The organism is Streptomyces sp. NPDC005878 (genome assembly GCF_040629815.1).
Taxonomy (GTDB): Bacteria; Actinomycetota; Actinomycetes; order Streptomycetales; family Streptomycetaceae; genus Streptomyces.
In genome coordinates, this window is sequence record NZ_JBEXWK010000019.1 from 75,125 (window position 1) to 101,923 (window position 26,799).

26 protein-coding genes are annotated in these 26,799 nt (G+C 70.9%); 7 read left to right on the forward strand and 19 right to left on the reverse strand.

Annotation, left to right across the window (positions count from 1 at the left end; all coding sequences use genetic code 11):
- The first annotated feature begins 194 nt into the window (after positions 1 to 194).
- Together ABZ404_RS25435 and ABZ404_RS25440 are read left to right on the forward strand one after the other, a co-directional pair.
- Positions 195 to 1,769 (forward strand): PfkB family carbohydrate kinase, encoded by a 1,575-nt coding sequence (locus ABZ404_RS25435; RefSeq protein WP_358831206.1) that lies wholly within the window; start codon positions 195 to 197, stop codon positions 1,767 to 1,769.
- Entirely contained in the window at positions 1,759 to 3,348 is a 1,590-nt protein-coding gene (locus ABZ404_RS25440; RefSeq protein ID WP_358831207.1) for a PfkB family carbohydrate kinase, read from the forward strand. The genes ABZ404_RS25435 and ABZ404_RS25440 overlap by 11 nt, the downstream gene beginning before the upstream one ends.
- Positions 3,349 to 3,448: 100 nt before the next feature.
- Here ABZ404_RS25440 and ABZ404_RS25445 read toward each other — a convergent pair whose 3' ends face one another.
- The 5 genes from ABZ404_RS25445 to ABZ404_RS25465 all read right to left on the reverse strand — a co-directional run bounded on the left by ABZ404_RS25445 (position 3,449) and on the right by ABZ404_RS25465 (position 8,149).
- Positions 3,449 to 4,840 carry an amidase gene (locus ABZ404_RS25445; protein WP_358831208.1) on the reverse strand — a complete coding sequence of 464 codons (1,392 nt, stop codon included), beginning with the start codon at positions 4,838 to 4,840 and terminating at the stop codon, positions 3,449 to 3,451.
- A complete protein-coding gene (locus ABZ404_RS25450) occupies positions 4,827 to 5,036 on the reverse strand; it encodes a hypothetical protein (protein ID WP_358831209.1) in 210 nt (69 codons plus the stop codon). The genes ABZ404_RS25445 and ABZ404_RS25450 overlap by 14 nt, the downstream gene beginning before the upstream one ends.
- Before the next feature lie 138 nt (positions 5,037 to 5,174).
- Positions 5,175 to 6,107, reverse strand: a complete 933-nt coding sequence (locus ABZ404_RS25455; RefSeq protein WP_358831210.1) for an MBL fold metallo-hydrolase — start codon at positions 6,105 to 6,107, stop codon at positions 5,175 to 5,177.
- A 267-nt stretch (positions 6,108 to 6,374) separates the two neighbouring features.
- Positions 6,375 to 6,953, reverse strand: a complete 579-nt coding sequence (locus ABZ404_RS25460; RefSeq protein ID WP_358831211.1) for a TetR/AcrR family transcriptional regulator — start codon at positions 6,951 to 6,953, stop codon at positions 6,375 to 6,377.
- A gap of 239 nt (positions 6,954 to 7,192) precedes the next feature.
- Positions 7,193 to 8,149: a helix-turn-helix domain-containing protein gene (locus tag ABZ404_RS25465; RefSeq protein WP_358831212.1), complete on the reverse strand. Its 957-nt coding sequence runs from the start codon at positions 8,147 to 8,149 to the stop codon at positions 7,193 to 7,195.
- A gap of 92 nt (positions 8,150 to 8,241) precedes the next feature.
- Here ABZ404_RS25465 and ABZ404_RS25470 point away from each other — a divergent pair, with 92 nt between their 5' ends.
- The 5 genes from ABZ404_RS25470 (at position 8,242) to ABZ404_RS25490 (ending at position 11,536) form a co-directional block, all read left to right on the forward strand.
- Positions 8,242 to 8,835: an MBL fold metallo-hydrolase gene (locus tag ABZ404_RS25470; protein WP_358831213.1), complete on the forward strand. Its 594-nt coding sequence runs from the start codon at positions 8,242 to 8,244 to the stop codon at positions 8,833 to 8,835.
- 187 nt (positions 8,836 to 9,022) lie between these two features.
- Positions 9,023 to 9,715 carry a GNAT family N-acetyltransferase gene (locus ABZ404_RS25475; RefSeq protein WP_358831214.1) on the forward strand — a complete coding sequence of 231 codons (693 nt, stop codon included), beginning with the start codon at positions 9,023 to 9,025 and terminating at the stop codon, positions 9,713 to 9,715.
- Positions 9,716 to 10,011: 296 nt separating this feature from the next.
- On the forward strand, positions 10,012 to 10,476 hold the full coding sequence (locus ABZ404_RS25480) for a hypothetical protein (RefSeq protein ID WP_358831215.1): 465 nt from the start codon (positions 10,012 to 10,014) through the stop codon (positions 10,474 to 10,476).
- Positions 10,473 to 10,796, forward strand: coding sequence for a transcriptional regulator (locus ABZ404_RS25485; RefSeq protein WP_358831216.1), 324 nt, complete (start codon positions 10,473 to 10,475; stop codon positions 10,794 to 10,796). The genes ABZ404_RS25480 and ABZ404_RS25485 overlap by 4 nt, the downstream gene beginning before the upstream one ends.
- Before the next feature lie 275 nt (positions 10,797 to 11,071).
- Positions 11,072 to 11,536 carry a hypothetical protein gene (locus tag ABZ404_RS25490; RefSeq protein WP_358831217.1) on the forward strand — a complete coding sequence of 155 codons (465 nt, stop codon included), beginning with the start codon at positions 11,072 to 11,074 and terminating at the stop codon, positions 11,534 to 11,536.
- A 417-nt stretch (positions 11,537 to 11,953) separates the two neighbouring features.
- Here ABZ404_RS25490 and ABZ404_RS25495 read toward each other — a convergent pair whose 3' ends face one another.
- The 14 genes from ABZ404_RS25495 to ABZ404_RS25560 all read right to left on the reverse strand — a co-directional run bounded on the left by ABZ404_RS25495 (position 11,954) and on the right by ABZ404_RS25560 (position 26,798).
- Complete coding sequence (locus ABZ404_RS25495; RefSeq protein ID WP_358831218.1) at positions 11,954 to 12,364, reverse strand: VOC family protein; 411 nt, start codon at positions 12,362 to 12,364, stop codon at positions 11,954 to 11,956.
- A 185-nt stretch (positions 12,365 to 12,549) separates the two neighbouring features.
- Positions 12,550 to 13,695 (reverse strand): type III polyketide synthase, encoded by a 1,146-nt coding sequence (locus ABZ404_RS25500; protein WP_358831219.1) that lies wholly within the window; start codon positions 13,693 to 13,695, stop codon positions 12,550 to 12,552.
- Positions 13,696 to 13,721: 26 nt separating this feature from the next.
- Complete coding sequence (locus tag ABZ404_RS25505; RefSeq protein WP_358990913.1) at positions 13,722 to 14,945, reverse strand: beta-ketoacyl-[acyl-carrier-protein] synthase family protein; 1,224 nt, start codon at positions 14,943 to 14,945, stop codon at positions 13,722 to 13,724.
- On the reverse strand, positions 14,935 to 15,204 hold the full coding sequence (locus ABZ404_RS25510) for an acyl carrier protein (protein WP_358831221.1): 270 nt from the start codon (positions 15,202 to 15,204) through the stop codon (positions 14,935 to 14,937). Before ABZ404_RS25510 ends, ABZ404_RS25505 begins: the two co-directional genes overlap by 11 nt.
- Positions 15,201 to 15,455 (reverse strand): hypothetical protein, encoded by a 255-nt coding sequence (locus ABZ404_RS25515; protein WP_358831222.1) that lies wholly within the window; start codon positions 15,453 to 15,455, stop codon positions 15,201 to 15,203. The genes ABZ404_RS25510 and ABZ404_RS25515 overlap by 4 nt, the downstream gene beginning before the upstream one ends.
- 656 nt (positions 15,456 to 16,111) lie before the next feature.
- On the reverse strand, positions 16,112 to 17,311 hold the full coding sequence (locus ABZ404_RS25520; RefSeq protein WP_358831223.1) for a low specificity L-threonine aldolase: 1,200 nt from the start codon (positions 17,309 to 17,311) through the stop codon (positions 16,112 to 16,114).
- Positions 17,312 to 17,382: 71 nt separating this feature from the next.
- The gene (locus ABZ404_RS25525) at positions 17,383 to 18,660 is read right to left on the reverse strand and encodes an MFS transporter (RefSeq protein ID WP_358831224.1); all 1,278 of its coding nucleotides are present in this window, start codon (positions 18,658 to 18,660) and stop codon (positions 17,383 to 17,385) included.
- The gene (locus ABZ404_RS25530; protein WP_358831225.1) at positions 18,653 to 19,903 is read right to left on the reverse strand and encodes a hypothetical protein; all 1,251 of its coding nucleotides are present in this window, start codon (positions 19,901 to 19,903) and stop codon (positions 18,653 to 18,655) included. Before ABZ404_RS25530 ends, ABZ404_RS25525 begins: the two co-directional genes overlap by 8 nt.
- A complete protein-coding gene (locus tag ABZ404_RS25535; protein WP_358831226.1) occupies positions 19,900 to 21,531 on the reverse strand; it encodes a class I tRNA ligase family protein in 1,632 nt (543 codons plus the stop codon). The genes ABZ404_RS25530 and ABZ404_RS25535 overlap by 4 nt, the downstream gene beginning before the upstream one ends.
- The gene (locus ABZ404_RS25540) at positions 21,528 to 22,631 is read right to left on the reverse strand and encodes an FAD-dependent oxidoreductase (protein WP_358831227.1); all 1,104 of its coding nucleotides are present in this window, start codon (positions 22,629 to 22,631) and stop codon (positions 21,528 to 21,530) included. Before ABZ404_RS25540 ends, ABZ404_RS25535 begins: the two co-directional genes overlap by 4 nt.
- Positions 22,624 to 23,001, reverse strand: coding sequence for a cupin domain-containing protein (locus ABZ404_RS25545; RefSeq protein ID WP_358831228.1), 378 nt, complete (start codon positions 22,999 to 23,001; stop codon positions 22,624 to 22,626). Before ABZ404_RS25545 ends, ABZ404_RS25540 begins: the two co-directional genes overlap by 8 nt.
- Positions 22,998 to 24,227, reverse strand: a complete 1,230-nt coding sequence (locus ABZ404_RS25550) for a SidA/IucD/PvdA family monooxygenase (RefSeq protein ID WP_358831229.1) — start codon at positions 24,225 to 24,227, stop codon at positions 22,998 to 23,000. Before ABZ404_RS25550 ends, ABZ404_RS25545 begins: the two co-directional genes overlap by 4 nt.
- A 16-nt stretch (positions 24,228 to 24,243) precedes the next feature.
- Positions 24,244 to 25,506 carry an ATP-grasp domain-containing protein gene (locus ABZ404_RS25555; protein ID WP_358831230.1) on the reverse strand — a complete coding sequence of 421 codons (1,263 nt, stop codon included), beginning with the start codon at positions 25,504 to 25,506 and terminating at the stop codon, positions 24,244 to 24,246.
- 425 nt (positions 25,507 to 25,931) lie between these two features.
- Positions 25,932 to 26,798 (reverse strand): hypothetical protein, encoded by an 867-nt coding sequence (locus tag ABZ404_RS25560; RefSeq protein ID WP_358837754.1) that lies wholly within the window; start codon positions 26,796 to 26,798, stop codon positions 25,932 to 25,934.
- Position 26,799 lies beyond the last annotated feature (1 nt).

Consider the following 26,799-nt stretch of genomic DNA (forward strand, 5'->3'; position numbering starts at 1 on the left):
TTTGCCGGACACACGGCCGGAAAGGACCGTACGCACAACCCGGCAACGGCATCTGCGGCCGTCACTCCTCGCTGAACACAGAAGCCGCTCCTCCCGTGCAGGAATGTCCCCTCGGCATCAGCATGGTGGCGGGGGCTGCCGAGCGGGTATGCCTTGCAGTGGACCTCGCGTCGGCCAGGTTCTGGGGGGATACCGTGAATGAGGGTGACAGCCGATTACGTGGCGGGCAGCGGCTCGTTGAGATTGTCGGGTTCGGCGCATTGAACGTGGACTACATCGCGGGGGCGTCACGGTTGTCGCGGCGTCTGGCGGAGCAAGTATCGGAGTCGACGGCCCGGTTCGAATGGAACACCGAAGGGGCTGCGGACGAAGTCACCATCTCCAAAGCGATCGAACGGCTGGGAACGTCGTCGCTGGACGCCTCGCTCGGCGGTTCCGCTTGGATCACCATTTTCGCTCTGGCGCAGATGCGGGTCGATGTGCAGCTGGGGTACGTAGGGGTGGCCGGGCGGATCGAGACGCCCGGCCTGTCGTTCGTACGGCAGATGGATCTGCTGGGCATCGACCGGCGCTGGGTGGCGCGCAGGCCGGACCGGCTGTGCGGGACGTGCCTGTCGTATCTGGAGGACGCCGAGCGGGTGATGCTGACCCACCCGGGCGCGAACTTCGCCATGGCCGACCATCTGCGCCAGCACGGTGACCGGATCGCCGGTTACCTGGCGCAGGCCCGGATCGTGCACGTCACGTCGTTCCTGGACGAGGCCACGCCCCCGCTCATGCTGGAGGTCCTCACCGAGGCGCGGCGGCGCAATCCGGCGCTGCGGATCAGCTTCGACCCCGGCTTCGACTGGGCGCAGCACCGCAGCCCGGCCGTGCGGGAGATCCTGGCCCTGGCGGACTTGCTGTTCGTCAACCACCGCGAGTTCAAGGCCCTCGGCGACTACGCGGTCGGCGAGTCGGACGAAGTGCTCGCCGCGCGGGTCCTTGCCGGCTGCGCGGCGGGGTGCACGGTGTTCGTCACCAAGCGCTATGACTTCGTCGAAGTCTTCCGGAGCTCCCCGGCCGGGGTGCTGGCCCAGCGCTTCCAGCTGAGGCGGCCCACCCGGGAGTCTGCGCTGGAGGATGCCACGGGCGCGGGCGATGTGTTCGCCGCCGCGGTGCTCGCCGCACAGACCTCCCGGCGACTGCAGGTCGAGCTGGGGACATTTCTGGGCCTGAGCCTGGCCAGACATCGCACCCTCCACGGCCAACTGCGGACCTCGGCTCCCCCGCACTTGGACGCGGGGTTCCTGCAGTCGGCCGAGAAGCTTTCCGGTCCGGGCAGCCGGCCGCCGGCGGTCCTGCTTGCCCATGACAGCGGAGCTCAGTGGGAGATGCTGCGGCGGTTCTTGCGCGATGACTGCAGTCTTGTCGTCCACACGCTCGGTCAGGACGAACTGCACGGTGGCGAGGTATCGCGGCTGTTCGCGGACCGACTGGCCCGCTGCGGCTTCGCGGTGTGCGTGCTGTCGGCGACCCGCGTGATGTCCGACGGGGAGCGCAGAGCAGGCGAGGACGTGGTCCACCAAGTGGGTATCCTCCAGGGTCATTACGGATTCGGGCGCGTGGCCCTGCTGACGGAGGAAGGCTGCGCGGCGTTCTCGAACATCGCGGGCCTGATCCGGTTGGATTTCAGCCCCGGACGCATCCACAGCACCTTCTGGGAGTTGGAGAGAATGCTGGTGAGGGAAGGTTTTCTACCCCCAGGAGGCAGCCGACATGACCGCTGATTCGCGGAGGAGGAGGCAGGCGCCCACGAGGCCCACGTTCGCACTGGACGTGGTCGGCATCGGAGCACTGAACCTCGACTACATCATCTCCTCCCCCGCTGCCGGGGCACCGGCGGAAACGCCACTGAGCACCCGGATCGCACAGATCGTGGACCAGGACCGACCGGTACCGGAGTGGGGCACCGAGACCGCCGTCGACGAGCACACGGTCTACGCCGCGCTGGAAGCCGTGGACTCCGCGGCGCTCGAGACCTCCCTGGGCGGGTCGGCGTTCAACGCCATCCACACGCTGGCGCAGCTCCAGTTGGACCTGCGCCTGGGCTACGTCGGTGTCGCCGGCCACGTACCGGGACCGGGCATCTCCAGCACCGCGCAGTTACACGCCCTGGGCGTGGACCACCGCTATGTCTTCCAGGACGAGGACCACCTGTGCGGTGTGTGCTTCTCCTTCACCGAAGACGGCGAACGCACCCTCCTCACCCACGCGGGCGCCAACACGGCCATGGCCGACCACCTCGAACGCAACTTCGACGACGTCGTCGCCTACCTGGCCAGTGCACGGGTCGTCCACGTGACCTCCTTCCTCGACGAGCGCACCCCGGACCGGCTGCTGGCCCTCCTGCAAGCCGTCAAGCGCACCAACCCAGCCACACTCATCAGCTTCGACCCCGGCCACGTATGGAGCACCAACCCCACACCCGCGGTGACCGGCCTCATCACCCTGGCCGACTACCTGCTGCTCAACCATCGAGAGTTCCGCGAACTGGGCCGTCTCGGCGACCAGAGCTCCGACGAACACATCGCGTCCTGGCTCCTGGACCAGGGCACGGCAGACTCCGGTGTCATCGTGGTGAAGCGGCGCGCCGGAACCCACACCTGGCGGCAGGAGAACGGGAAGGCGGTGGACGCCTTCTACCCGCAGCTCCTCCTGGCCGACGACCAGGTCGAGGACGCCACCGGCGCCGGTGACGTGTTCGCCGCCGGACTGCTGGCCGTCCTGACCGGCGATCGGCTGCAAGTGGAACTCGGGGCGCTGCTCGGCATGACCCTGGCCCGCCACAAACTGCGCTACGTCGGCAGCCACGGCCACGCACAACTCGCCGAGGTGACCCGGGACTTCATCGGATCCTTCGAGACCACCCGGCGCACCGCCGCACTGCCCGACGGGGTGTTCGTCGCCCACGGTCGCAGCCCCGAGTGGCTGGCGGTCAAAGCCTTCGTGGAAGAGCGATTCGGCCTGCCCGTCTACTCCTTCGAATCCGACGCCTGGGGCAGCAGGCAGGTCACCGACGCCCTCTCCGACTACCTCCAGCGCTGCGGGTTCGCCATCTGTGTACTCACCGCCGAGGACTCCACCGGCGACGGCCACCTGGTCGCCCGTCAGAACGTCATCCACGAGATCGGGCTCTTCCAGGGACACTGCGGCTTCGACCGCGTCCTGATCCTGGCCGAAGAAGGCTGCCAGTCCGCCCCCGCGGCCGTCGCCCCGTACACCATCACCTTCCCCCGCAACGCCATCGACAAGACGTTCTGGCACCTGGACCACGCCATCCGCACCCAGGGCTTCGCTCGCCGGTGAACACACAGGCGTGGAGCAACCGTGCAAACGCCCCCGGAGGTGAAAGCTTCCCAGGCTTCGACCGGACTCGGTATCGCGTGCCGGCCGGCGCCGTGGAGACTCAGGCCGCTGTGGCGAGCGTCCGGGCAGGCTGCGTCTGCTCGTAGGCGTGGCCGATCCGCAGGAGTGTGGGCTCGCCCAGGGGCCGGCCCAGCAGTTGCATGCCGATGGGCAGGCCCGCCGCGTCGTGGCCGACCGGCACAGTCAGGGCGGGCACTCCGGTGATGTTGGCCGGGGCGCACAGGCGTACGTAAGCGTCGGAGACGCCTTCGATCGTGCCGTCGGGCCAGGTGACCGTCTCCTCGTCGGCCCCGGCCGCGGGCATCGGAACGCTCGGGGCGGCGATCACATCGACCTCCTCCAGCATCTGTGCCCACGCGGCGCGCATGAGGGTGCGCGAGCGTTGAGCGCGCAGGTAGTCGGCGGCGCTCATCAACTCGCTTGCCTCCAGGAGGATGCGGACGTCCTCCTGGTACAGCTCCGGGACCGTACGCAGGCCGGCTTCGTGGTACGCGCCGGCCTCCGGCACCATCAGACCCCACTGGGTGGCCTGGATGTAGCGGGCCATCGGGATGTCGACCTCGACGAGCTGTGCGCCCATCGCTTCCAGCTGCCCGATGGCGTGCCGCACGGCGTTCTCCACCTCGGGGTGAACGTGGTCGAAGTAGTAGGTGCGCGGCAGGCCGACCCGTAGTCCCGTCAGATCCGCGCCGGCAGCGGGCCGGTAGTCCACGGCCGGCACGGACAGGGAAGCGGGATCGCGTGGATCGTGTCCGGCCAGCGCGCTCAATACCAGGGCCGCGTCCTCGACGGTGCGCGTGATCGGGCCGATGTGGTCCAGCGACCAGGACAGGGAGGTGACACCGTGCCGGGGGACGAGGCCGTAGGTCGGCTTGAGGCCGACGACGCCGTTGAGTGCGGCGGGCACCCGGATCGACCCGCCGGTGTCGGTGCCCAGGGCGAAGGTCGCGGTGCCCGAGGCGACGGCGACCGCGGAGCCACCGCTGGAGCCGCCGGCGACGCGGCCCAGGTCCCAGGCGTTCCGCGTCTGCGGGGTGGTCAGGCCGAACGCGAATTCGTGGGTGTGTGTCTTGCCGAGCAGGATCGCGCCGGCTGCGTTCAGACGTGCGGCGACCGTGCTGTTCGCTGTCGCGCGATGGTCGGCACGGACCCGGGAGCTGGCCGTGGTGGCCATCCCGGCGACATCGATCAGGTCCTTGAGTCCCATCGGGATGCCGTGCAAGGGTCCCCGGTACCGGCCGTGCGCCGCTTCGTGTTCGGCTTCGCCCGCCGCCCTGCGCGCCTGCTCCGCGGCGAGGGTGACGTAGGCGTTGAGGTGCGGCTCCGCCTTCTCGATACGGTTCAGGACGGAGTCGACCAGTTCGACCGGGGACAGTCGCCGGGTGCGTATCGCATCCGCGGCGGCGGCGAGGGTCAGCTCATACGGCTGCATCGCGCTTCTCCCCTCCGGCGCGGTAGGCGGCGGCCGGTGGGATGTCCGCGAAGTCCAGCTCGCGCAGGACCGCGACGACGCTGTGGATGTGGTTGGCGACCGCGGCGACCGGGGCATGGCGCTCTTCGGGCAGCACCAGTCCGGCGCGGGCGGCCCAGCGGGCGGCTTCCGGCGGTGTGAGTTCGGTGGCTGACATGGGTGCTCTTCCTCTCGGTGTGGGTGGTGGGAGCGGCGAAGTGAGCGATGCTTTGAAGGCCGAGGGTTTGTCTGGACAGGTGTGGGTGCGGCCGCGTGCGCGGGCTGGTGCGGGCGGGGGGCGGGACCGCTCCTGCGGTCAGGCTGTACTGGCCGGGATCTCGGCGCCGTGCTCGGCGTGCAGCCGGTAGCGGCCGTTCTCGCGGCGCACGGTCCCGGCCGTCGGCCTCGGGAAGTGGGTGCCCAGGAGCAGCGTGTCCGTGTCGGCCAGAGTGCCGAGAATGCGGGCGCGTGTACGGATCGCCTGGGCGGGGTCGATGTCGACGCAGCTGTGCACGTGGGGGTGGGAGAGCTGCACGGGGTGGTGGATGCTGTCGCCGGTGATCAGGGCGCGGCGGTCGCTGCCGCGCAGTTCCACGGCGACCTGCCCAGGGGTATGGCCCGGCGCGGGGACCAACAGGACACCCGGCGCCACCTCTTGGCCCTGCTCGGGCACGTCGACGCATTCGTACTGTCCGGCGGCGCGGACGGGGGTGACGGAGTCGCGGAACATCTGGCGGCGGGGCTCGTCCAGGTCGGCGGCAGCCCAGTGGTCCCATTCGGTGCGGCTGGTGAGGTAGCGGGCGTTGGGGAAGGTGGGAACCCAGTCCTCACCGACGAGGCGGGTGTTCCAGCCGACGTGGTCGGTGTGCAGGTGCGTGGTGATCACCAGGTCCACGGACTCGGGCGGAAAACCGGCCGCCGTGAGGCGTTGCAGGTAGTCGGTGTCCAAACCGTTCCAGGCCGCGTTGGCGCGCGGCTTGGCGTTGCCGATGCCGGTGTCCACGACGATCCGCAGCCCGCCCGCCTCCACGGCGAAGCTGTGGCTCGCCAGGCGCGGGACGTCGGTGTCGGCGAAGTCGGGACGCAGCCACGAGGCTTCGTCGAGCACGTCTTTGGTGGCGTCCGGTAGCAGCCAGGGGCCGGTCTGGCGCGGCAGTTCGATCTCGTCGACGCGGCGTACGACGATGTCGCCGAGGCTCCATTCCGTGCTGGTGAGGGAGGTGCCTTGAGAGGCTGTGGCGGTGTTCATGGGTGGGGGTGGGTCCTTACGGAAGAGGCACGGTGATCCGGGCGGCGATCAGCGCCCCTGCCCGCCGGGTGGTGGCGAAGACAGCCATCACGGCAGCCTCGGCGGGCAACGCAACGGTGAGGACCGGGCGGGGCCCAGATGGTCCGAGAGCGTGCCCGCGGTCAGGGGCTAAAACACTGGGCATGGAGCACCCCTCACACCTAAAGGCAAACGCTTCGCTTTAGACAGGGTAGGCCTCAGTGTCCCCAAAACGCAAACCCTTAGCTTTTAGTCGCGAGGGGTCGCAACGCTCCGGCCGAGCGCGGCCGCCACCAGGCAGTCGGTGTAGGCCGCCGACACATCCGAGGGGCGGAACAGGATGCGGTACATCATGGGGGCGACGATGACGTCCAACAGGCTCTCCACATCGGGCACGGCCTCCCCCCGCCCGGCCGCGCGCACACCGATGGTCTTCAACTGCTCGGCCGCGTAGTCGGAGCAGCGCACCGCGTTGCCCTGTTCGGGGTCGCCCAGAAGGGCATCGCGGATGTACGTGCGGCCCGCCGTCGAGGACATCTCCTCCGCGAACTGCAACGCCCACGCCTCCAGGTCCGCCCGGAGACTGCCGCAATCAGCCGGTTCGGCATCGGGACGCAGTCGTTCCACGGCCACGTCGGACAGCAGTTCCCGCAGGTCCCCCCAGCGCCGGTAAATAGTGGACGGAGTCACTCCCGCGCGGGCCGCGACCAACGGAACAGTGAGGGCGTCCCGCCCCACCTCCGCCTCCAGATCACGGACGGCCTGGTGCACGGACTGCTGGACACGGGCACTGCGCCCGCCGGGGCGGGTGGTCGCTCGGGCACTCATGCAGCCAGCTTAACGCGAATGAGTTGCGTCTGGCTCGCCCAGAACGGTGCTCGCCCCTTGCCGGTATCGACAGGATCGGCGGATCCGGCGGCGTCTTCCGCAACGTCCGCCGGAACCCACAGGCCTGGCAGACCCGACCACCGTCGAGTTCACCTACCGGCGCCAATCCGCTCTGCCGCGCACCCTCGGCCCTAAAGTCTGCGGCTTGAGGCCCGGCTGACAGCGGCTGGCCCGGATCCCTACGGCACGCTGGTGAAGGAGCGGCGGTAGGAGCGGGGCGGGACTCCCCGGCGCCGTACGAACTGTTCGCGCAGCACGGCAGCGCTCGCGTAACCGACCCGGCGGGCGATCTCCTCGATGGGCAGCTCCGTGGTTTCCAGAAGTTCCTCGGCCCTGCTCAGCCGTAGGCTCCGCAGCCAGGCGTGCGGGGTGGTGCCGGTCGCGGCGGTGAACCGGCGGGCGAAGGTGCGTTTGCTCATCAAGGCGCGGCGGGCCAGTTCCGTGACGGGCAGCGACTCGTGAAGGTGCTCGCGGGCCCACCCGAGGACCTCGGCGAGCTGTTCGTCCTGGCTGTCCGAGGGGACGGGCGCGGCGAGGTACTGGGCCTGTCCCCCGTCGCGGTGGGACGGCAGCACCATGTCCCGGGCGACAGTGTTGGCCATCGCGGCCCCGTACTCCCGCCTCAGCAGGTGCAGGCAGAGGTCGAAGCCCGCAGCGGCCCCCGCGCCCGTGACAACACTCCCCTCATCGATGTACAGCGCCTCGGGGTCCACGATGACCTCCGGGTGGCGGTCGGCGAGCAGGTCGGCGAACCGCCAGTGGGTGGTCGCCCGCCGACCGTCGAGCAGACCGGCAGCGGCGAGCGCGAACGTGCCGACGCAGTGGGCCGCGACGACCGAGCCTCGCCCGTGCGCGGCTCTCAGCGCGTCGAGTACAGCCCCGGCGGGCGGTGTACGGAAGTCGGTTCCGGGCAGGGCGATGAGCAGATCAGCCTCGGCGAGCCGGTCCAGGCCGTGCGCGATGGAGAGCGGTACGCCGTGGTCAGTAAGCACCGGCCCGGGACGGTCCGTACACAGGGCGAAGTCGAAACCGGGTAGCGCGGACCCATGGGGGCCGAACACCTCGGTGACAATGCCGACGGCGAGCATGCCGACGCCTGGGGGGACGTACGCGGCGACGGTCGGGAAAGGCGGCATGGGCGCAGTGTGGCACACGGTGGCACGAATCCTGCGATGTGCGGCTCCTGTGCCACTCGTGAACTGCCCCCTGGCCCGGCAGGATTGAGGCCATGACAGACGCACCGCTCGGCCGCAGCGCCGTGTACCAGGTCCTGACCACCGGCTACGTGGGCTCCACCGGCCCCGGGGTCGCCGCCACCGTCTCCTACATCGCCGACGCAGGGCGGCACGTGATCTTCGACCCGGGCATGGTGGCCAGCCGTGACCACATCCTCGCCCCGCTGGCCGAACTGGGACTCGGTCCCGACGACATCACCGATGTGGTGCTCAGCCACCACCACCCGGACAACACCATGAACGTGGGCCTCTTCCCTCACGCCCGGGTCCACGACCACAAGGTGGAGTACCTCGGTGACCAGTGGCAGAACCGGGACGCGGAGGGCTACGAACTCACCCCGTCGCTCCGGCTGATCCGCACCCCGGGCCACAGCCCCGAGGACATCACGCTGCTGGCGGGCACGGACTCGGGTGTGGTGGCCTTCGCCGGCGATCTGTGGTGGCACGCGCAGGGCCCGGCGGACGACCCGGTGGCCCCGGACCGCGAGGTGCTGCGTGCCTCCCGGCTGCGGGTACTGGAAGCAGCGGACCTGATCGTGCCGGGTCACGGCGGCCCGTTCGAAGCCGACGACTCCACACCCCGCTAGCGGCCAAGTGATTCCGAAGGGGCGGGGCAGAGGTTCCCACCTGCGACTGCTGTCACGGTTACCTTGGCCACGGCACATATCCGCAGGTCGTCGCGGCGACGGCGCTCGAAGGTGTAGGTAGGTGTCACCTGTCGCGACGGGCTTTTTATTCGCCCGCTCACCGGTTGGGGCGTGCTCTAATCACCGGATGACGAAGATCGAACCAGAGTTGATACGACGCTGGCTGAACGGATGGACCGTCGCCCGCTCCCTGCCCGAGGCCGAGCTGCTCGGGCCCGCCGGGGACGGCCTGCGGTCGAACTGCAACCAACCGGGCCGCGAGGTCGAGGTATTCGCACTGCGCGCGGACGAGGACCCCGAGTCTGTGGCACGGCTGGCGGCAGCCGTCGCCGCCACGCGGAAGACCACCTGGCTCACCGTACCTACGCTGCGAGCAGACACCGTCGAAACCGTCGTGGGCGCCGCCGGACTGGAGTTGCTCCACCGCTCCGAGTGGTTCATGACCATCGATCTGACCGGGCACCCGCAGCACGCGCCCACCGAGCCGTACGAGCGCGAGGTCCGCACGGAGGGGCCGGTCACGGTCGTCTCCCTCCATGACGCCTCCGGGGAGGTGGCGGCGCGCGGCACCATCGCCGTCGTCGGCACCGATGCGATCGCCGATCGCATCGAGACGGAGGAGGCACACCGCCGACGCGGCTTGGGCCGCGCCGTAGTGAGCGCGCTGGCGGAGGCCGCACTGTCCCAGGGCGCCCGTACCGGCCTCCTGATCGCCAGTGCGGAAGGCCAGCACCTCTATTCCTCCCTCGGCTGGCGCCGCGAAGCCGACGTCCTGATCGCCCGGGGGCCGGTGGTTCCCTCCCAGGAGCAGGACGGATAGGAGACGGGTAGGACGGACAGGACCTACTCAACTCGGCTGATCTCCCTATACGGACGCGCACTCCTACGGGGCCCCTCCGGGCGAAGACGCCCAGGTTTATACGCCTGCCGGCCAGCCGCTTGCAGCACGGCGTCCCTGCCGTGCTGGCTGATTGAAGAGGGAACAGCGCGGGCCGACGCAGGCCACCCCGCCAGCATGTCGACTTTCCCATCGGGAAAGTCACTGGCGTCGAAGCGTTGACTTTCCCGTCAGGAAAGTGGGACTCTGACTTTCCCGACAGGAAAGTGAGGTCCATCGTGGAGAACATCGCTTCCGACCAGGCCCGTGCCGCGCTGGACGCAGTCGAGCGCGCCCGTGGCAAGGTGGCCGAGGAGGTTGGCCTGCCCCGCGGCTATTGGTGGGCCATGGCAGCCGGCTGGCTACTGCTGGGCGCGCTCGGCACCTGGACTACGCCGTGGGTGGCCGGCATCGCGACCACGGTCTTCGGGGCCGCCCACGGTACGTTCGCGTCCGGCCTGCTCAACGGGCGCCGCCGCACTGGCCAGTTGCAGGTCAGTGCGGCAATCGCGAGCCGCCGCATCCCTCTGGTGGTGATCGGCATGTTGATCGCCCTCGTAGCCCTCACCGTCCTGGCGGCACTCGCGCTTGACGCCGACGGCGCGAACCACGCCGCCATGTGGGCGGCTGCGCTGGTCGCGGCGATCGTCGGTTTCGGTGGACCGGAGATCCTGCGCGTACTGCGGTGTTGGGTGCGGGCATGACGGACGCGCGGTTCGACGAGCTGATCCACCCGAGTACACGCCTGTCACTGGTGGCGACCCTGGCTGCGGCCGACTGGGCGGACTTCGCCTTCCTCAAGGACCGTCTCGGACTGTCCGACTCGGCACTCTCCAAGCAACTCGCGACGCTTGAGGAAGCCGGTTACGTCGCCACGGAGCGCCGCCTCGATGGCAGCCGCCGCAAGGTCCGCGCCCGGCTCACGAGCGCCGGGCGGGATGCGTTCAACGGCCATGTCGCCGCACTGCAGGCGATCGTCGCCGAGGCCGCGGCGCCGGCGAAGGGGCCTGCGTCCCGCCCATAGCGCGGTACCAGGCGTAGCGTTCCGCGTGTCCGCGCCCCGCCGCCCGACCTGCTCCCCCGTCAGATCTCCACCCGCAAACGGCGACGCAAGCCCCCCCCATCGGAGCGGCAGGCGTTCCAGCAGGCGGCTCTCGCGCGCTCGGGCGATGGGGTCCACCGCAGGGGTCCCGATCACGACGATCGGCTGCCACCATGTGGCAAGTCGACTCAGAGGAGCCGGGCAGCGAGTGAGAGGAACCGACCTTGTCCGCTTTAGGAAGAAGAACCACGCGCGTTGTGTCGGTCATCGGGACGGTGGTGGGGCTCGCCCTGTCGCTGACCCTCACCACGCCGGGCACGGCTACCGCCGCCCAAACCGCGGTGTCCCGGGCTCGGTTCGCGAACTATGAGTACAAGCAGTGCATCGAGGAGAACGCCTACTTCCACCTCTGGGCCCAAGCCTGCGACAAGAGCTACGGCGTCCAGTACTGGCGGTGGACCGGCACCACCAACACGTCCTCGACACTCAAGAACGACGTATGGGACGACTGCCTCGACAGTAATAAGGAGCGGCACGTCTACACAGGCGAGTGCAACAGCGGGAGCAACCAGCTGTGGCAGGTCATCCAACCCGCGCCGGCCAGTGCCATCATGCTTCGCAACACGGCGACCCGCCTGTGCCTCTACCAGACTTACGACGGGCTCTACCGGACGACCGAGTGCGACCGCAACGACCGCACCCAGCGGTGGACCATCGGCTGAGCTTGTACTCGAACCTCGCTCCAGCCAGGCCAGGCCAGTGTGTCCGGCATGCGTCCAGGCTCCGTCGCGCCACCAGCGCCGGACCAGCACGTAGACCGCCTGCCAGGAGCCGTGGGATGCGGGGCACATCCCCGCCACGGCAAGCCCACCCGAACCCTCCATCGGTTGCCGTCGATGAGCTGCCGCCTGGTCGGCTGCGAGGGCCGACCCCGCCGCCGGGGAGCAGGAAACAACGGCTCGGCTCCAGGCTCACCCCGTGTGCGCCGTGTGCGCTGGTCGGATCGGACCGCCGCCTCACCGCCGAGGCAGCCACGAGGTGTCCGGGGCCGGGTTCTTCCTCGTCGATGAACCCGGCCCCGGAGACCTCACCCCTTCCCGATCAGGACTCGCCGCCGTTCAGCTCACTCACGACACGCTCTAGCCGCGCTTGGGCCAGACAGGGCCCTGGTCGGTCCAGATGACACCTTTGTTGCGGCAGAGACAGAAGGGGTGGCCGACGGGGTCGACATAGACGCGGAAGCCGTAGCCTTCGGGGCCGGTGCAGTCCTGCTTCAGGCTCGCGCCGAGGGCCAGGACGCGGCGCTGTTCAGCCTCGATGTCGTCGACTTCGAAGTCGAGGTGGAACTGCTTGGGGTGCTCACTGTCGGGCCACTGCGGGGCGCGGTAGTCCTCCACGGGGGTGAAGGCCAGCTCGATGTCACCGAGCCGGATACCGGCCCAGTTCTCGTTACTGCCCTCCTTGACCGGCAGCCCCGTCACATCGGAGTAGAAGGCTGCCAGCTTCATCGCGTCCGGGCAGTCGATGATGAAGTCGGTTAGTCGTAGCATCCCGTGATCTTGCCACAAGACCAAACGAGCCGGGTTGGGAGACAGGCCCGGGACAGGCCCTATGCCGGCTCCGTCGCTCCGACCTCGTAAGGGCCGCTGCTGCACACCATCCGTCGTGCCGAGGATTCCGTGCGCCGCTCACATCCGTCACGGGAGCACCTCTCTCCTGACGTATGACAGCTCGGTCACCAGCGGACGAGGACGAGTTCGACGGCGAACCCGGGGCCCATGGCCGCGATCAGGCCCAGTGTCCCGGGTGCGGGAGCGGTGTCTGTCGCGGCCTTCAGCACATCGAGCACCGACACGGACGACAGGTTGCCCCTGTCCGCCAGAGAGCAGCGGGTGAGGGCTGTCGCGTCCGGGGACAGCCCGAGGCCGCGCTCCACCGCGGCCAGCACCTTCGGGCCGCCACCGTGCACGATCCAGCTGCCGATCCGGTCGGTCGTCAGCGCGTTCTGTGCGAGGAAGGCATGCACGGCCTCGGGCAGGTGCTTCTCGGCGAGCTCCGGCACCTCGGGCGCCAGACGGATACGGAACCCGTGAGAGCCGATCTCCCAGCCGAGTGCGTCTTCGCTGTCCGGCAGCAACCAGCTGTAGCTGTCCAGCAGTTCAGGACCCTGGTGCCCCTTCGCGCGGCGACCGCCGCCGGCCACCACTGCGGCCGCGCCGTCGCCGAACAGGCTGCTGGCGACGATGTTGGCCATCGACGCGTCCTTCTGCTGGTACGCAAGGGAGCACAGTTCCACCGCGAGCAGGACCGCGGTCTGGCCCGGGTGGGCGCACAGGTAGTCGTGAAGGCGGGCGAGGCCTGCGGCTCCGCCGGCGCAGCCATGGCCGAACAGGGGGATGCGTTTGACGTCCTGCCGCATCCCCATGCGTTGTGCCAGCCGTGCTTCGAGTGAGGGTACGGCCAGGCCCGTGACGGTGGTGCTGATGACCGCGTCGACGTCCCGCGGCTGCAGACCGGCCGCGTTCAGCGCTGCCGTGAGGGCTCGCTCGCCGAGGTCCAGCGCGGTCCTCAGCCATACCTCGTTGGTCTGGGTGAAGTCGTCGTGGTCGGCGAGTGCGACGAGTTGGTCCAGTGGCACCGCCAGATGGCGTGTGGTCACGCCCGCGTTGGCCTCGATCTTCCGCAGCATCAGGGTGCCGGTCGTGGAGTTCATGAGGGTGTCGCGCGCCAGAGTGGCCATGATGTCGTGCTGGGGGTACTGGTGCGGCGGGAAGGCCGTGGTGAGGGCCATGATGTGCGGCGGGCACAAGGCGCCTTCGGCGTCCTTGGCGTAGTGGTGTGCGATGGCCGCCTTTGGGGGTTGCGCCAGTAGTTCCTTCATGGTCAGTTCTCACCCTTCCTGTCGTTTCAGGCCGTGCTGAACAGCAGGACGGCGTTTTGCCCACCGAAGCCGAAGGAACAGCTGATTCCCGCCGATGCGCTGACCGGGCGGGGACGGGCAGCCACGACATCCAGTCGGTGCTCGCCGTCCCCCGCCTCGAAGTTCGCCACCGGCGGGACCAGGCCATGGCGCAAGGCCAACACCGTGTACGCGGCCTGAATCGCGCCCGCCCCGCCCAGGGCGTGACCGATCACGCCCTTGGCCGCGGTCACCGGCGGCACCCTGTCCCCGAACACGCTCGCCAAGGCGGCCGCCTCGGCAGCGTCGCTCAACGGCGTCGACGTGCCGTGCGCGTTGACCAGACCCACGTCCCGCGCCGCACACGCACCGTCCCGCAGGGCCGCACGGACGGCCCGCGCCGCTCCGGCACCGGTCGGGTCCGGGGCCACCGGGTGACGGGCGTCGGATCCGGCTCCGTAACCGCGCAGCAGCGCCTGGACCGCCGCCCCGCGCCCTCTGGCATGGGCGAGGCGTTCCAGTACCAGGACGGCGGCGCCTTCACCGAGGACGAAGCCGTCCCGTGCCGCGTCGAACGGCCGACTGGCCAGCTCCGGCCGTTCCCGACGGCGGGACAGGGCGCGCATCCGGGTGAAGCACGTGGCCGTCATCCGTGAGCGCCCGGACTCGCTGCCCCCGGCCAGCACGATGTCGCAGGTACCCGACCGCAGCAGGTCCCGTGCGACACCGATCGCCGTCGCACCCGAGGCACAGGCGCTTGACGTGGTGAAATTCGGTCCCTGGGCGCCCAGGTCGATCGCCACCTCACCGGCTGCCATGTTCGGCACACTGCGGGGCAGCGCGAGGGGTGAGACCCGCTCGGAGCGGCCCGCGCCGAGATGGCCGAACTCGGTGACGTAGGTGCTCAGACAGTTCGATCCGACCCCGAGTACGACTCCGACACGCTCGGCGGGCCAGGAAGCGGGATCGAGGCGTGCGTCGGCTACGGCTCGCCGGGCGGCGACGAGGGCGAAGTGCACGAACCGGTCCGCCCTGCGGGCAAGAGACCGGCCGAGCTCGGCGGCGGCGTCGAATTCCGTTACCTGGCACGAGAAGTCCACGGGCAGCCCCGCGAGTTCGGGGTCGGGGCGGGCCAAGGAGCGACCCCGGCACAGAGCCGCCCAGTTCGCCTGCGCCGTGTGCCCGGCGGGAGTCACCAGACCCAGCCCCGTGACCGCGACCTCAGCCTGCATACGCGAACAGCCGGGCGGCTTCGCCCAGCGTGTGCGACGGGGACAGCTCCATCGCTTCCTCCGGCAGGACGACCCCGAACTGCTCTTCGGCCGCCACGACCATTTCCATCAGGGCCAGCGAGCTCACTCCCAGTTCCTGGAACGTCATCGCCGCCGTCAGCCGTTCCCGCTCCACCGTGACGCCCAGCTGCTCGGTCAGCAGAGCTACCAGGGGCTCCGGGAGCCCCGGCTGGGTGCCGTTGGCCGCTACCTGTGTCATGTCGTGACCTCCTGATCGATGGTCTGGGAACGATCCGGACAGCGCGTGTTCATCCGGCGGCGCAGGTAGCGGGCGCGAGAGGCGGGGGTGCAGCTACTCCATGTGCCGGCCCAGCCGTTCCTGGGGCCGGTCTGCTCACCGGCCGGGCCGAGGCCGGGCATGCCCATCTCCCCGAGTGCGCGCACCAGCGGCCTGACGACGTGCTCGTGGTGGACGTCGCGGTCGTAGATGCCGATGTCCGCGCCCCTCACAGCGGGGGCCGGGAACCCCGGTCTGGAGCAGGGCGTCCGGCGCGATCCGGGGCCACGCCGACTGATGGGGATCCCCGTCGGCACCGTTCAGCGGCTTCTCGCAGTCCCGCGCCGTACTGCACGGCACGTACGGGTGGGGAAACCACTCGCGCGCCACCGCCAGGTGCTGTTCCAGCAGACGTCCCGCCGACGGTTCGAGCTCGCGCAGAATCCGCTCTGTCCCAGTCGGGGTCGCGTCGCTCGCGTACATCGCCTCTTTGTATCCGCACCTCCCGGCCAGACAGGAGCTGACGTGGCTGACGCCGACGGTGAGCCACTCCATCGGCGCAACATCGCCAAGACACCCTGTACGGGTCGGTCACCTGTCGGGCCCCAGCCACCGGCACCGGCACCGGCACCGGCACCGGTGCAGGTGCAGGCGCAGGCGGCGGAGGAGCTCCGCCGGTCGGCCGCCAACCGCCACCGCCGACCGCAAGCCGGACCGCGCTGCCCCGCAGAGGACGATCGCCCACCGGAGGCGCACGGCGCCCGAACGCCTCCTCAGGTGATCACCGGGCATGCTGCCGGGCAGAGAGACCTGGAACCGGACGGCCCCGTCGTGCTTCCCCTGCCCGGGGGCCAGGGCGCTCCCCCGCCCCCCGGGCGTTTGCCGCTCGCTACTTCGTCTTGCGGTCCGCGGAGAAACCGGCCACTTTCCCCAGCATTTCCATCGTCTCTTCCATCTCGCGGACTTTGCGGCGCAGTTGCACCAGTTCCTCGCGCTCGGCCGTGGTCAGCGCACCCGCCGGACCCTGGCCCCGCTCCGCCGCCAGTTCCTCCGCGATGGCCGCCGCGAACGCGTCCACGTCCTCCTCGGTGGTGTCGAAGGAGGTCATCCAGCGGACCTCGCCGGCCTGCTCGTCCCAGGTGTAGAAGCGGAAACGCTTCTGGAGACGCTCGGTGACGGCGGGCGGCAGGACGGCGAAGATCTGGTTGGCCTGCACCGGGCGGGCAATCTCCAGGCCCGGCAGCTCGCGCACGGCCTCGTACAGCCGCTGGGTCATCGCGTTGGAGCGGGCCGCCGAGCGCAGCCAGAGGTCACCGCCGAGCAGTGCCTCGAACTGCACCGACAGGAAACGCATCTTGGAGCCCAGTTGCATGCTCGACTTGCGCAGGTGGGCCATGCCGCGCACCGCGTCCTCGTTGAGCACGATCACGGCCTCGCCGAAGAGCAGCCCGTTCTTGGTGCCGCCGAGCGAGAGGACGTCCACGCCGGCGTCGGTGGTCATCTCGCGCAGAGGCACGCCGAGGGTGGCGGCGGCGTTGGCGAGCCGGGCGCCGTCCAGGTAGACGAGCATGCCGAGGTCGTGTGCGTGGTCGCAGATCGCACGGATCTCGTCCGGCGTGTAGCAGGTGCCGAGCTCGGTGGACTGGGCGATCGAGACGACCTTGGGCCGGGCCCGGTGCTCGTCCTCGAAGCCCCACGCCTGGCGGTCGATCAGCTCGGGGGTGAGCTTGCCGTCCCAGGTGGGCACCGTCAGGAGCTTGATCCCGGCGACCTTCTCGGGCGCCCCGCCCTCGTCGACGTTGATGTGCGCCGACTCGGCGCAGACCACGGCCTCCCAGCGGTCGAGCATGGCCTGGAGCGCGAACACGTTCGCGCCGGTGCCGTTGAACACCGGGTACGTGTGCGCGGTGGGGCCGAAGTGGCCGCGTACCACTTCCTGGAGGCGCTCGGTGTACACGTCGGCGCCGTAGCTGCCCTGGTGGCCGCCGTTGGCCAGGGCGATCGCCGCGAGGACCTCGGGGTGCGCACCCGCGTAGTTGTCGCTGGCGAAGCCGCGCTCGTCCGGGTCGTGTCGTCGCTGTACGGTCATGGTGCTCGCTTACTCGTTTCGGTCGTACGGGTACTGACACATGTGGTCCGGACGGACGCCGGACGGTCCGCTCAGGCGGGCGCCGGCTCTGTCCGTGCGCGGGCTTTCTCCAGGCCGCGCACCAACGGCGGCGCGGCGAGCCCGAGCACGGCGAAGAGCGCCGCGAGGACCAGCCAGCCGGTCGCCGCCGCGCCGACGACCAGGGAAGTCATCAGCCACGGCCCGGCGAACTGCTGGAGCCCGCGCCCCAGGGAGAACACCGCCTGGTACTCCCCCTGCCGTCCCGCCGGGGCGAGCCCGAAGGACAGGCCCCAGCTCGCCGACGCCTGGTACAGCTCGCCGAGGACGAGCACCAGCGCGCCGCACAGCAGGGCCGCGCTGTCCAGGAGCGCGCCGTGCCCCCCGCTCACCGCGAAGACCAGGCAGGACGCCCCCAGCGCCCACCCCGCCCAGCGCAGCATACGTGCCGCTCCCGCCGGGGTACGCGCGCCCCTGCTGACCGTGACCTGGAACAACAGCACCAGGACGGTGTCCAGGATCAGCAGCCCCGACACCAGCAGCGCGGGTGCGTCGGTGCCGGTGACGATCCACAGCGGCAGACCGACTGTCAGCAACGGGTGGTACAGCTCCAGGGCGCCGCACACCAGCGCCACCGCCACATAGCGCCCGTCCCGCACTGCTGCACTTGCCAGCACCCGGCTGGGCGCCTCGGCCGCGGCGGCCCGGGGTTTGGCGCCCGCGGGCAGCCGCATCCCGAGCAGCACGGCGACGGAGACCAGCTGCAGGGCGGCGTTGGCCAGGACCGTGGCGTACAGGGCGGTCGAGGTGCCGGCCGCGATGGCGGCTCCGGCCAGCGCGGCGCCGCCGAGGAAGCCCAGGTTGAACAGGCTGCGCATCTGCGCGCTCACCCTGACCCGCTCCCCCTCGCCCACCAGAGCGTCGGTGAGCGACGCCTGGAGCGCGCCCGCCGAGGTCTCCAGGACCGCGATGGCGCAGGCGACCGCGAGGAACGCGGCGAAGCCGTCCACCAGGCAGTACGCGGTGAATCCGGCGGCGGCGAGCAGGAAGTTGACGGTGAGCACCCGGCCCGCGCCGAGCCGGTCCGCGAGCCGGCCGATGGGCACGGTGCAGACCAGACCGCAGAGCCCGGCGACCGACAGGGCGAGGCCCACGCGCTGGGCGGGAATGCCGATGGTCCGGGTGAAGAACACGGCGCTGGAGGTGAGGAACACCCCGAGGCCCAGGGACTGGATGAGGGTGAGGACGCCGAGTCGGCGCGCGTTCCCGGCAGCCGGGAGGATCTCCTGGAACCAGGCGTGCAGCACGCCGTGCCGGCGTGCCTCAGCCATGCGCCTCAACGGTCTCGGCCCGCTCGGTCCGCAACCCGTACACCTCCATCGCGGTGTGCACGGCGGCGCGCACCCCGGCGGCGCTCCGCCCCCGGAACCGGAAGATCCCGCAGCCCTCGTCGTAGCTGCCGGGCCCGGTCATGACCTGGCCGATCGCGGGCAGTTCCTCGTGGTAGACCTCGGGGACGGCGGAGCGGGGCGAGGTGCGCGCGACGACCCGGCCGGGCAGCTCGCGCGGAGTGGGGTAGATGAGCCAGCCTCCCGCCCGGGGCTCGACCGGTTCGGACGGCGGCTGCCACAGCGGGGGCAGGCTCAGGGCCGCCCGGAACGCCTCGGCGAACAGGTCGATGCCGTAGAGGTCGACGTGCAGGAACGGCACCTGCGCGCCGCCCGGCCGCAGCCCGACCTCCAGGAACACCAGCTCGCCCCCCGGGCGCCGGATCACCTCCAGGTGGAAGGCGCCGTCGCGCAGCCCGAGCGCCCGCAGACAGCGGTCGGCGAACGTGGTGAGCTCGTCGCGCTCGGGGCCCGGGTCGAGCAGGACCGAGCCGAGCGGGCGGCCGTGTGCGTAGTCCAGGCAGGTGTGGACGTACTGGGAAGCGGTGACGAAGTGGAGGCGGCCGGAGCGGCGGACGCCGTCGACGTGGAAGATGTCTCCCTCGACGTACTCCTCGCACTCGTACGCCTCGGGGTCGACGCCCAGGAGCGCCTCGCGCAGTTCGGCGGCGCTGTGGACGACCGTGACTCCCTGGGAGCCCGCCGCGGCGCGCGGCTTGAGGACCAGGGGCACACCGCCGAGGGCGTCGACGACCGCCTCCGCCGAGGGCGCGTCGTCCAGGCTGCGGAACCGGGGAACGCGCAGCCCGGCCGCGCCCACCGCGCTCTTCATGGCGGGCTTGTCCTTGAACCGCTCGACGAGGTCGAGGCCGTAACCGCCGGGGACGCCGAGTGCCGCCGAGAGCCGGGCGGCCGTCAGGATGTCGTACTCGGACTGGCCGAAGACGGCCTCGGGCGTGCCGTGCCGGTCCGCGATCTGCCGTACGAGGGGCAGCAGGTCGTCGTGGGCGAGGCTGTCGCGCACATGGATCTCGGTCGCCCCGTCCTGGTCGAGCGCGGGCAGCCCGCCGGGCGTGGTGAGGTACACCATCCGGCAGGGGTGGCCGTCGAGGAAACGGTGGTATTCGCCGAACTCGTCGCCGGAGCGGTTGAGGACGACGTACAGCGGTGTGGTCCGGTCGGTCACGCGTCCGCTCCCGGTCGCAGGGTGTCGGGCAGGCAGGCGTCGAGGTCGGCGGCGCTCACCCGGCCGAAGCCGGGCGCGGGCCGGTCCCGGTGTGCCGGGGTCCTGGCGAGGAAGTCCGCCGCGCGGGGCTCTCCGGCGCCGCCGAGGCGCTGCCAGAGGAGCTCGGCGAGGTCCGGCATCACCGGGAACGCCAGCAGGGACAGCCCCTTGAGCCACCAGTAGGCGCCGTCCTCGGCCGCGTGGGCGACCGCGTCGTCGGCGCACCAGCGGTCGAGCGCCGCGACCGCGCGCCGGGTCGAGACACGGGCGCCGTCGAGCGCCGCGGACTGCTCGGCGAGCAGGGATTCCAGGAGGTCGGCGACGGCCGGGGCGGGCGCCTGCGGCGGCCCCTCGGGCAGCCGGCTCCAGGCGGCTTCGATCTGCTTGCCGAGGCCGTCGGCGAGCGTGGCGTTCGCGGTGTGGAGGAAGTCCGCCGTCTCGAAGCTCGCCGCCCCGGACTCCAGATCGGCCCCGGCGAGGTAGTACCGGACGGTGTCCACGCCGATGGCGGGCGACGCGGCGATGTCCGCCGCCCAGATGGCGTGCCGGGCGCTGGTGGAGAACTTCCGCCCGGCCAGCTGGTAGAAGTGGTTGATCAGACACCGGTCGTACGGCTTCATGTCGCCGTGCAGCAGGCTGGTGCCCACGATCGAGACCAGGGTGGGGATCACGTTGTCGATCCCCAGGGTGGTGATGGTGGTGACGCCGGAATCCGGGTCGAAGGCGTTCACGCCGGTGCCGGAGAGCCGGCCGTGGACGGCGCCGGCGAGGCGGGCGAACATGAAGATCCCGGCGTACGGGAAGAGGGCGCGCGGCACGTCCGGCTCGGCCTCGGGCAGCGGAAGTCCCCACGTCTGCGGGGCGCTCAGCCGTACGGTCAGGCCGTCGCGCTCCAGGAAGCGCGCCACGGTCGCCCGGTAGCGCTCGGCGACGCCCAGCTCCACGAGCGTGCTGTCCAGGAGGTCGCGGTCCGGCAGCCGCAGGAAGAGGCTGGAGATCTCCCGCCAGGTCAGCGGGCCCTCGTCGAGCAGGGGGCGCGGCTCGACGACCGACTCGGGCAGGAAGTGCGCACTGCACTCCTCGCAGAAGTAGCTGGCGATGCCCGCGCCGCACTCAGGGCAGCGGCCCTGGAGCCAGCCGCCCACCACCCAGCGGTCCGACGCCGCGCAGTGGGGCACGCGCTCGGTGCGCGTCAGCACCGCGCCCCGGGCCGTCAGCCGCTCGATGGAGGCGGCGACCTCCTGCTCGAACTGCTCGCGCCAGGGCTGCTGATCGGGAACGATGAACGCGTCGACGCCGATGCGCAGCGCGGCCAGGTCGTCCTGGATGCGCTGTCCGTAACGGGCGGCGACCTCGCCGGGCGTGGAGTCCTCGGCGTGCGCCCTGAGCGTCACGTACGACTCGTACACATCGCTGCCGGTGATCACCAGCGGCAGGTCGCCGCGGACCCGCAGGTGCCGCGCGATCATGTCCGACCACAGGAAGGGGCCGCCGATGTGGCCCAGGTGCAGGGGGCCGTTGGGTGTGGCCTCGGGCGGCACCAGGAGGTAGTGCCGCGGGGTGTGGGTGTCCCCGGTCAGCAGGCTCATGTTCGCGTTCTCCCGTCGAGCAGGTTCAGTGCGTCCTCGGCCATGGCCGGGGCGAGTCGGTAGCCGGAGCCGGAGCCGCCGATGGCCATCACCACGTCGTCGTCATCGACGGTGCCGACGACCGGCAGATGGCCGGGGGTGAAGCAGTCGCTGAAGACCCGGCCGCCGAGCAGGTGCGGCAGGAAACCCGGTACGTGCCGCTCCAGCAGGGCGCGGGCGAGTTCCCGGTCGCGGGCATCGATGGCGAGCGGTTCGTCGGGGCCTCGGTCCCAGTCGGGCGAGGTGATGCTGAAGATCCAATGGCCGCCGGGGCGGTGGGGCAGCAGGAAGGCGTCGGCGTCCTCCAGGACCAGTGCCGGGGCGCCCGGCGGGGGCGGCGTCATGATGTGGAACGCCACCACCTTCTTGACCCGGGCGCCGCGCTCGCGGGCCGCCGCCGCCACGGGGCCGTCGAGGACCCAGGGCCCGGGCGCGAGGACCGCCTTGGCGGTGGTGATCCGGCTGCCGTCGGCGGCGACGAGTTCGACGCGCCCGCCCGTACGGCGTACGTCGGTGACCCGGAAGCCCTCCAGGAAGGTGGTGTCCGGGTGGCCCAGGACCTCGTCGAGAAGCCGGTCGGCGAGCCACTGCGGCTGACCCGCCGTCATGGGGTCGCTGGCCAGCAGGACTTCGCCGTCGCCGTGGGTGAGCCCGGGAAACGTCCGGTCGAGCAGGGCCCGCTGCTCCGCGGTGACCGGGCGGGTGCGGCCGCCGGCGGCCAGGGTCGCGTCGAGCGCGGCCGTGTTCGCGCGGGCCACCAGCCAGCGGACGTCGACCGGCGCGCGTCCGGCGTCGCCGAGTCCGGCGGCGAGCTCGTCGAAGAGCACGGTACTGCGAGCGGCCAGGGCGCGCTGGGCGGGGTTGTGCCCCGTGGGTGTGTCGAACCCGGCCGACAGACGGGTCGCTCCCGCCCCCCGCCCGGCGTGCGTGATCACGGCGACGCGGCGGCCCGGGTCCCGGCGCACGGCGTAGTACGCGGCGAGCGCGCCGACCACGCCCGCGCCGACCACGGCCAGGTCGTAGTGGAGCGCCTCATCGGTCCCGGTGGTGCGCTCACTCATCAGGCGCCGACCACCAGAAGGAGTAGATGACCAGTTCCTCGCCCTGGTCGGCGAAGATCTCGTGGACGGCCCGCGAGGCGAAGCCCACCAGGGAGCCGGGCCCGACGAGCGATCGTTCGCCGTCCACCTCCAGGGTGCCGGATCCGGCGTGGACCAGCCAGATCTCCTGGACCGCGTGCTGGTCGGGCGAGCTGGTCCCGCCCGGCGGCACGGTGAAGCGTGCCGTCTTGAACGGCACGTGGGGGAAGACCGAACGGGCGAAGTCCGCCTCGGCGACGACCACTCCGTCGGGCTCCACCTCGGTCGGACCGAAGGGGACCAGGGCACCGACCGCCTCGGCCTGGAACTGCGCGACCTGATGAGCGGTCATACCGAATACCTCGTCTCACCGAGCATGCTGTTGAGGATGACCGCGCTGCGCCAGGCGAGCAGACTGAGATTGGGATCGGCCACGCCCCAGGAGTGCCGGGCGCCGTTCTGGAGGTAGATCCGGTTCTCCGCGGGCCCGTCCCAGGCGACCGAGAAGTCGTCGCCGACGACGAGCATCCCGCCGTCCCGTCGTAGCCGCGCGTCCAGCGGCGCCATGAAGTCCGGCAGCGCGTAGGCGTATCCGGTGCTCAGGATCACGATGTCGGCGGCGAGCACGGCGGGGGCGTCCGGGGCCGAGGACTCGACGACGAGCTTCCATTCGTCGGGGCCGCCCTCGACCGCGCTGACGGCACTGTCCGCCAGGAAGCGCAGCCTGCCGGGGTTGTCCTCGATGAACTCGTCGCGGTAGCTCAACCGGTAGATGTCCTGGAGGACTTGGAGGTCGATGCCGTCGCTGGTGTACTTCTGCCGCTCCAGCAGACGCGCCTTGTGGTCGGCCGGCAGCGCGTGGAAGCGGCGTACGTAGTCGGGCGAGTAGAGGTCGTTGGCGAACGGCGAGTCGTCCATCGGCAGGAACGACGAGCGCCGGCTGACCCAGGTGATGCTCTCGGGGGCCCCGCCGGCCGCCAGGTGGCGCACGATCTCCGCGCCGCTCTGGCCGCCGCCGACCACGACGACCCGCCGTCCGGTCACGTCGGGGGCCCGCAGCAGGAACTCCCCGGAGTGGAAGACACTGGGGCCGAGGACGGGCCGGAACGGCTCGGGGACGGACGGGGTGAGCCCCGTACCGAGAACGAGGTGGCGTGCCGTCACTTCGCGTTCTGCGGTACGGAGGTGGAAGGCGCCGTCGTGGAAGTCCACGCTGTGTACGTCCGCCCCGAACGTCAGGCTCGGCAGCCGCCCGGCGACCCACTGGAGGTACTGGTTGAACTCGGCACGCAGGACGGCCGGGAAGTCCGCGGCCAGGAACCGGTAGAGCCGGCCCTCGCTCGCGAGGAATGACAGGAACGAGAAGGGACTGGTCGGATCGACCAGCGTCACCAGGTCCTTGAGCAGCGAGACCTGGAGGGTGGCCTCGGGCAGCAGCAGCCCGGGGTGCCAGGAGAAGCTCTCCCGGCGTTCCAGATGGACGCCGCGCAGCCCTTCGACCGGATGCGCGAGCGCGGCGAGGCTCATGTTCGCGGGGCCGATACCGACGGCCGCGTAGTCGAGTATGTGTGTGTTCATGGTCGGATCCGCCGGCTCAGGCCGGGACGACGAGGTCGCCGAGCGCCTGCCAGCGGTCGAGGGCGCCCTGCGGCGAGTCGGCGGTGAACAGGGCGTGACCGAGGCGCGAGCGGCAGTCCTCGACGCCGGGGATGCTCTCGCCCGGCGCGAAGTACACGGCGCTCTCGCGGACGTCCGGCAGTGCCTCCAGCTCCCGCCACCCGGTGAGCTCCCGGTACGAGGAGCGGCCCGCGGCGGAGAAGAAGCGGATGCCGGCGCTCTCGGCCTGCGGCCGCGCGAAGGCGCCGGCCGCCTCCAGACCGACGCCGAGCGCGATGGCGACGGCCACCCTGGGCAGGCTGACGCCGGTCACGAGCCGCAGCAACTCCACGATCCGGTCGCCCGGCAGCCGGGCACCGATCTCGATGAGCACCGGACCGTCGGCGGCCAGGCGCAGTTCGCAGTGGAAGGGCCCGCTGGTGATGCCGACGGCGCGGACGACATCGCCGACGTACGCCTCGACGCTCTTCAGGGTGGCGTCGTCGACTAGGGCGGGGGTGAGGTGGCCCATCTCCACGAAGTCCGGCTCGGGGCCGAGCAGGGTGCGGCTGAGGGCGACGACGGTGATCTCGCCGCTTTCCAGGACATAACCGTCGGCGCTGAACTCGGGTCCCTGTACGTACTCCTCGACGAGCACCCGGTGCTCGTGGAGCTTGCCCATGTCGGGCTCCGGGTCGGTCACGAGCCGCTGGAACGCCGCGGTGAGCTGGTCGAGGTCGTCGGCGCGGCTGACGTGGATGCTGCCGGAGCAGGCGACCGGCTTCATCACACAGGGAAAGCCGACGCGTTCGGCTGCGGCGCGCAGTTCGGTGTCGGAGGTGGCCTGGGCGAAGCGCGGAGTGCGCAGCCCGGCCTCCGCCACGGCGGCCCGCATCACGCTCTTGTCGCGGACCCGGTCGACGGTCGCCACGGGCAGTCCGGGAAGGTCCAGCGCCGCGGCGACGCGCGCGGTCGCCGTCACATAGATGTCGGAGCCCGGCAGCACCGCCTCGAACGGCTCGGCGCTGTGCAGTTCGCGTACGGCCGCTTCGAGGGCGGCCTGGTCGTTGGTCTCCACCGTCAGCACCGAGTCGGCCGCCGCGCGCACGGCGTCGGAGAGCCGACGGTCACCGGAGTCGGCACTGGCGACGACGACCCGCAGTCCCATCTCGGCCGCGACACCGATCAGGGTGGCACCCCCGGAGGAGGCGGGTTCGACCACGAGGACGCGGGCAGGACGAAGTGCATCTGTGTGCGGCAAAGCGGAATCCCCCGGGCAGGCTGTATGGACCGGACTCGTGATCGCGATCCTGATCGCGATCTTTCTATCCGGGCGCCGTGACCCCGGTCAATGGATCACCGTAAAAATATCCGCGAGAGCGAACCCGAGCCGCACATTTTCCGGAATGAGAGCCTCGCCAGCGTCTGTTCGGGTCCCGGAAGCGATCGAACGCCGTCTTTCGTGAAGGTGCTCCGCGGCGAGGGGCAGTTCCCCCAACGGACGCGCGCGCACCTCACAGGGCGGACAGCGCCCGGCCGACGCCACAGGTCGAACTCCGCTGCGGGGGGTTGCACTTGCGTATCCAGCGTGTCCCGGTGTGGTTCAGTGTGGTTCATCACACGGCGCAGGCTGTCGTGTTGCCAAGCGGCGGTCCGGCCTCCGCGAAGGGGGCCGGACCGCGCGGGTCAGGCGGAGCGACGTCGGCGGCGCAGGTGGAAGAGTGCTCCCCCTGCCGCCGACAGGGCGACCCCGGTGGAGGCGGCGGGGGCCCAGGGACGTGAGGTACTGGCGGCAGCGGCCGTCGTGGTGGCGGGCCGGTCTTCGGCAGAGGTGTAGCCGCCGGCGAGGCCCTTGCGGTCGTAGGCCGAGCCCGGAAGCTTGTCGCTGTAGCGCTTGGCGACGAGTTGCTGGTAGGCCTTGAGGCTGACCTGCGGCTTGCCTTGAAGTGCCACACCGGCCTCCTTGTTGAGAGGCTCGACGGTGCCGGTGTCGGTCACCCGGTACCAGGCGTGTATCTGAGGCTCCAAGAAGGTCTGTGCCTGCTCGGTCCCCCGCTCGGCGGTGCTGATGTCCGCGTCGCCGTCCCGGATCCCCGCCAGCTCCCAGGCGTGGCCGCTCTGCTTCTGAGCGAGCAGGACCGCGGCCTGGTGGCCATCGGCCGCGGAGACCCGGGAGACGAGGTAGGAGAGCCGAAGAGCCGAGGCGGCGGTCGGCTTGGTCTTACCGGTGACGAACTCCGGTGCGAGTTCGTAGAGCGGGACGGGCTTCTTGAGGTCGAACCCGGGTGCGGTGGTGGGGGCTTGAACAAGGCCGCGTCGAGTACCGGCCGTGCCGCCGTCCGCGCCTGTGACCTGCGTACGGTGCTCGGCGGCGGTCAGGAAGCGGGAGACGGTGTCGTGAAGCTGCCCGGAGCGCAGCACTTGCTGAGCGGCGGTGTAGTCGGCCGCGGCGGGCGCAGGGGGGCGGTCGGCGGCGTGCGCGGGAGCGGCCGCGACCAGGGTGGCGGCAGCGGCGGCGAGCACAGTGGCGGCGCGTGTGGTTGTACGGTGCATG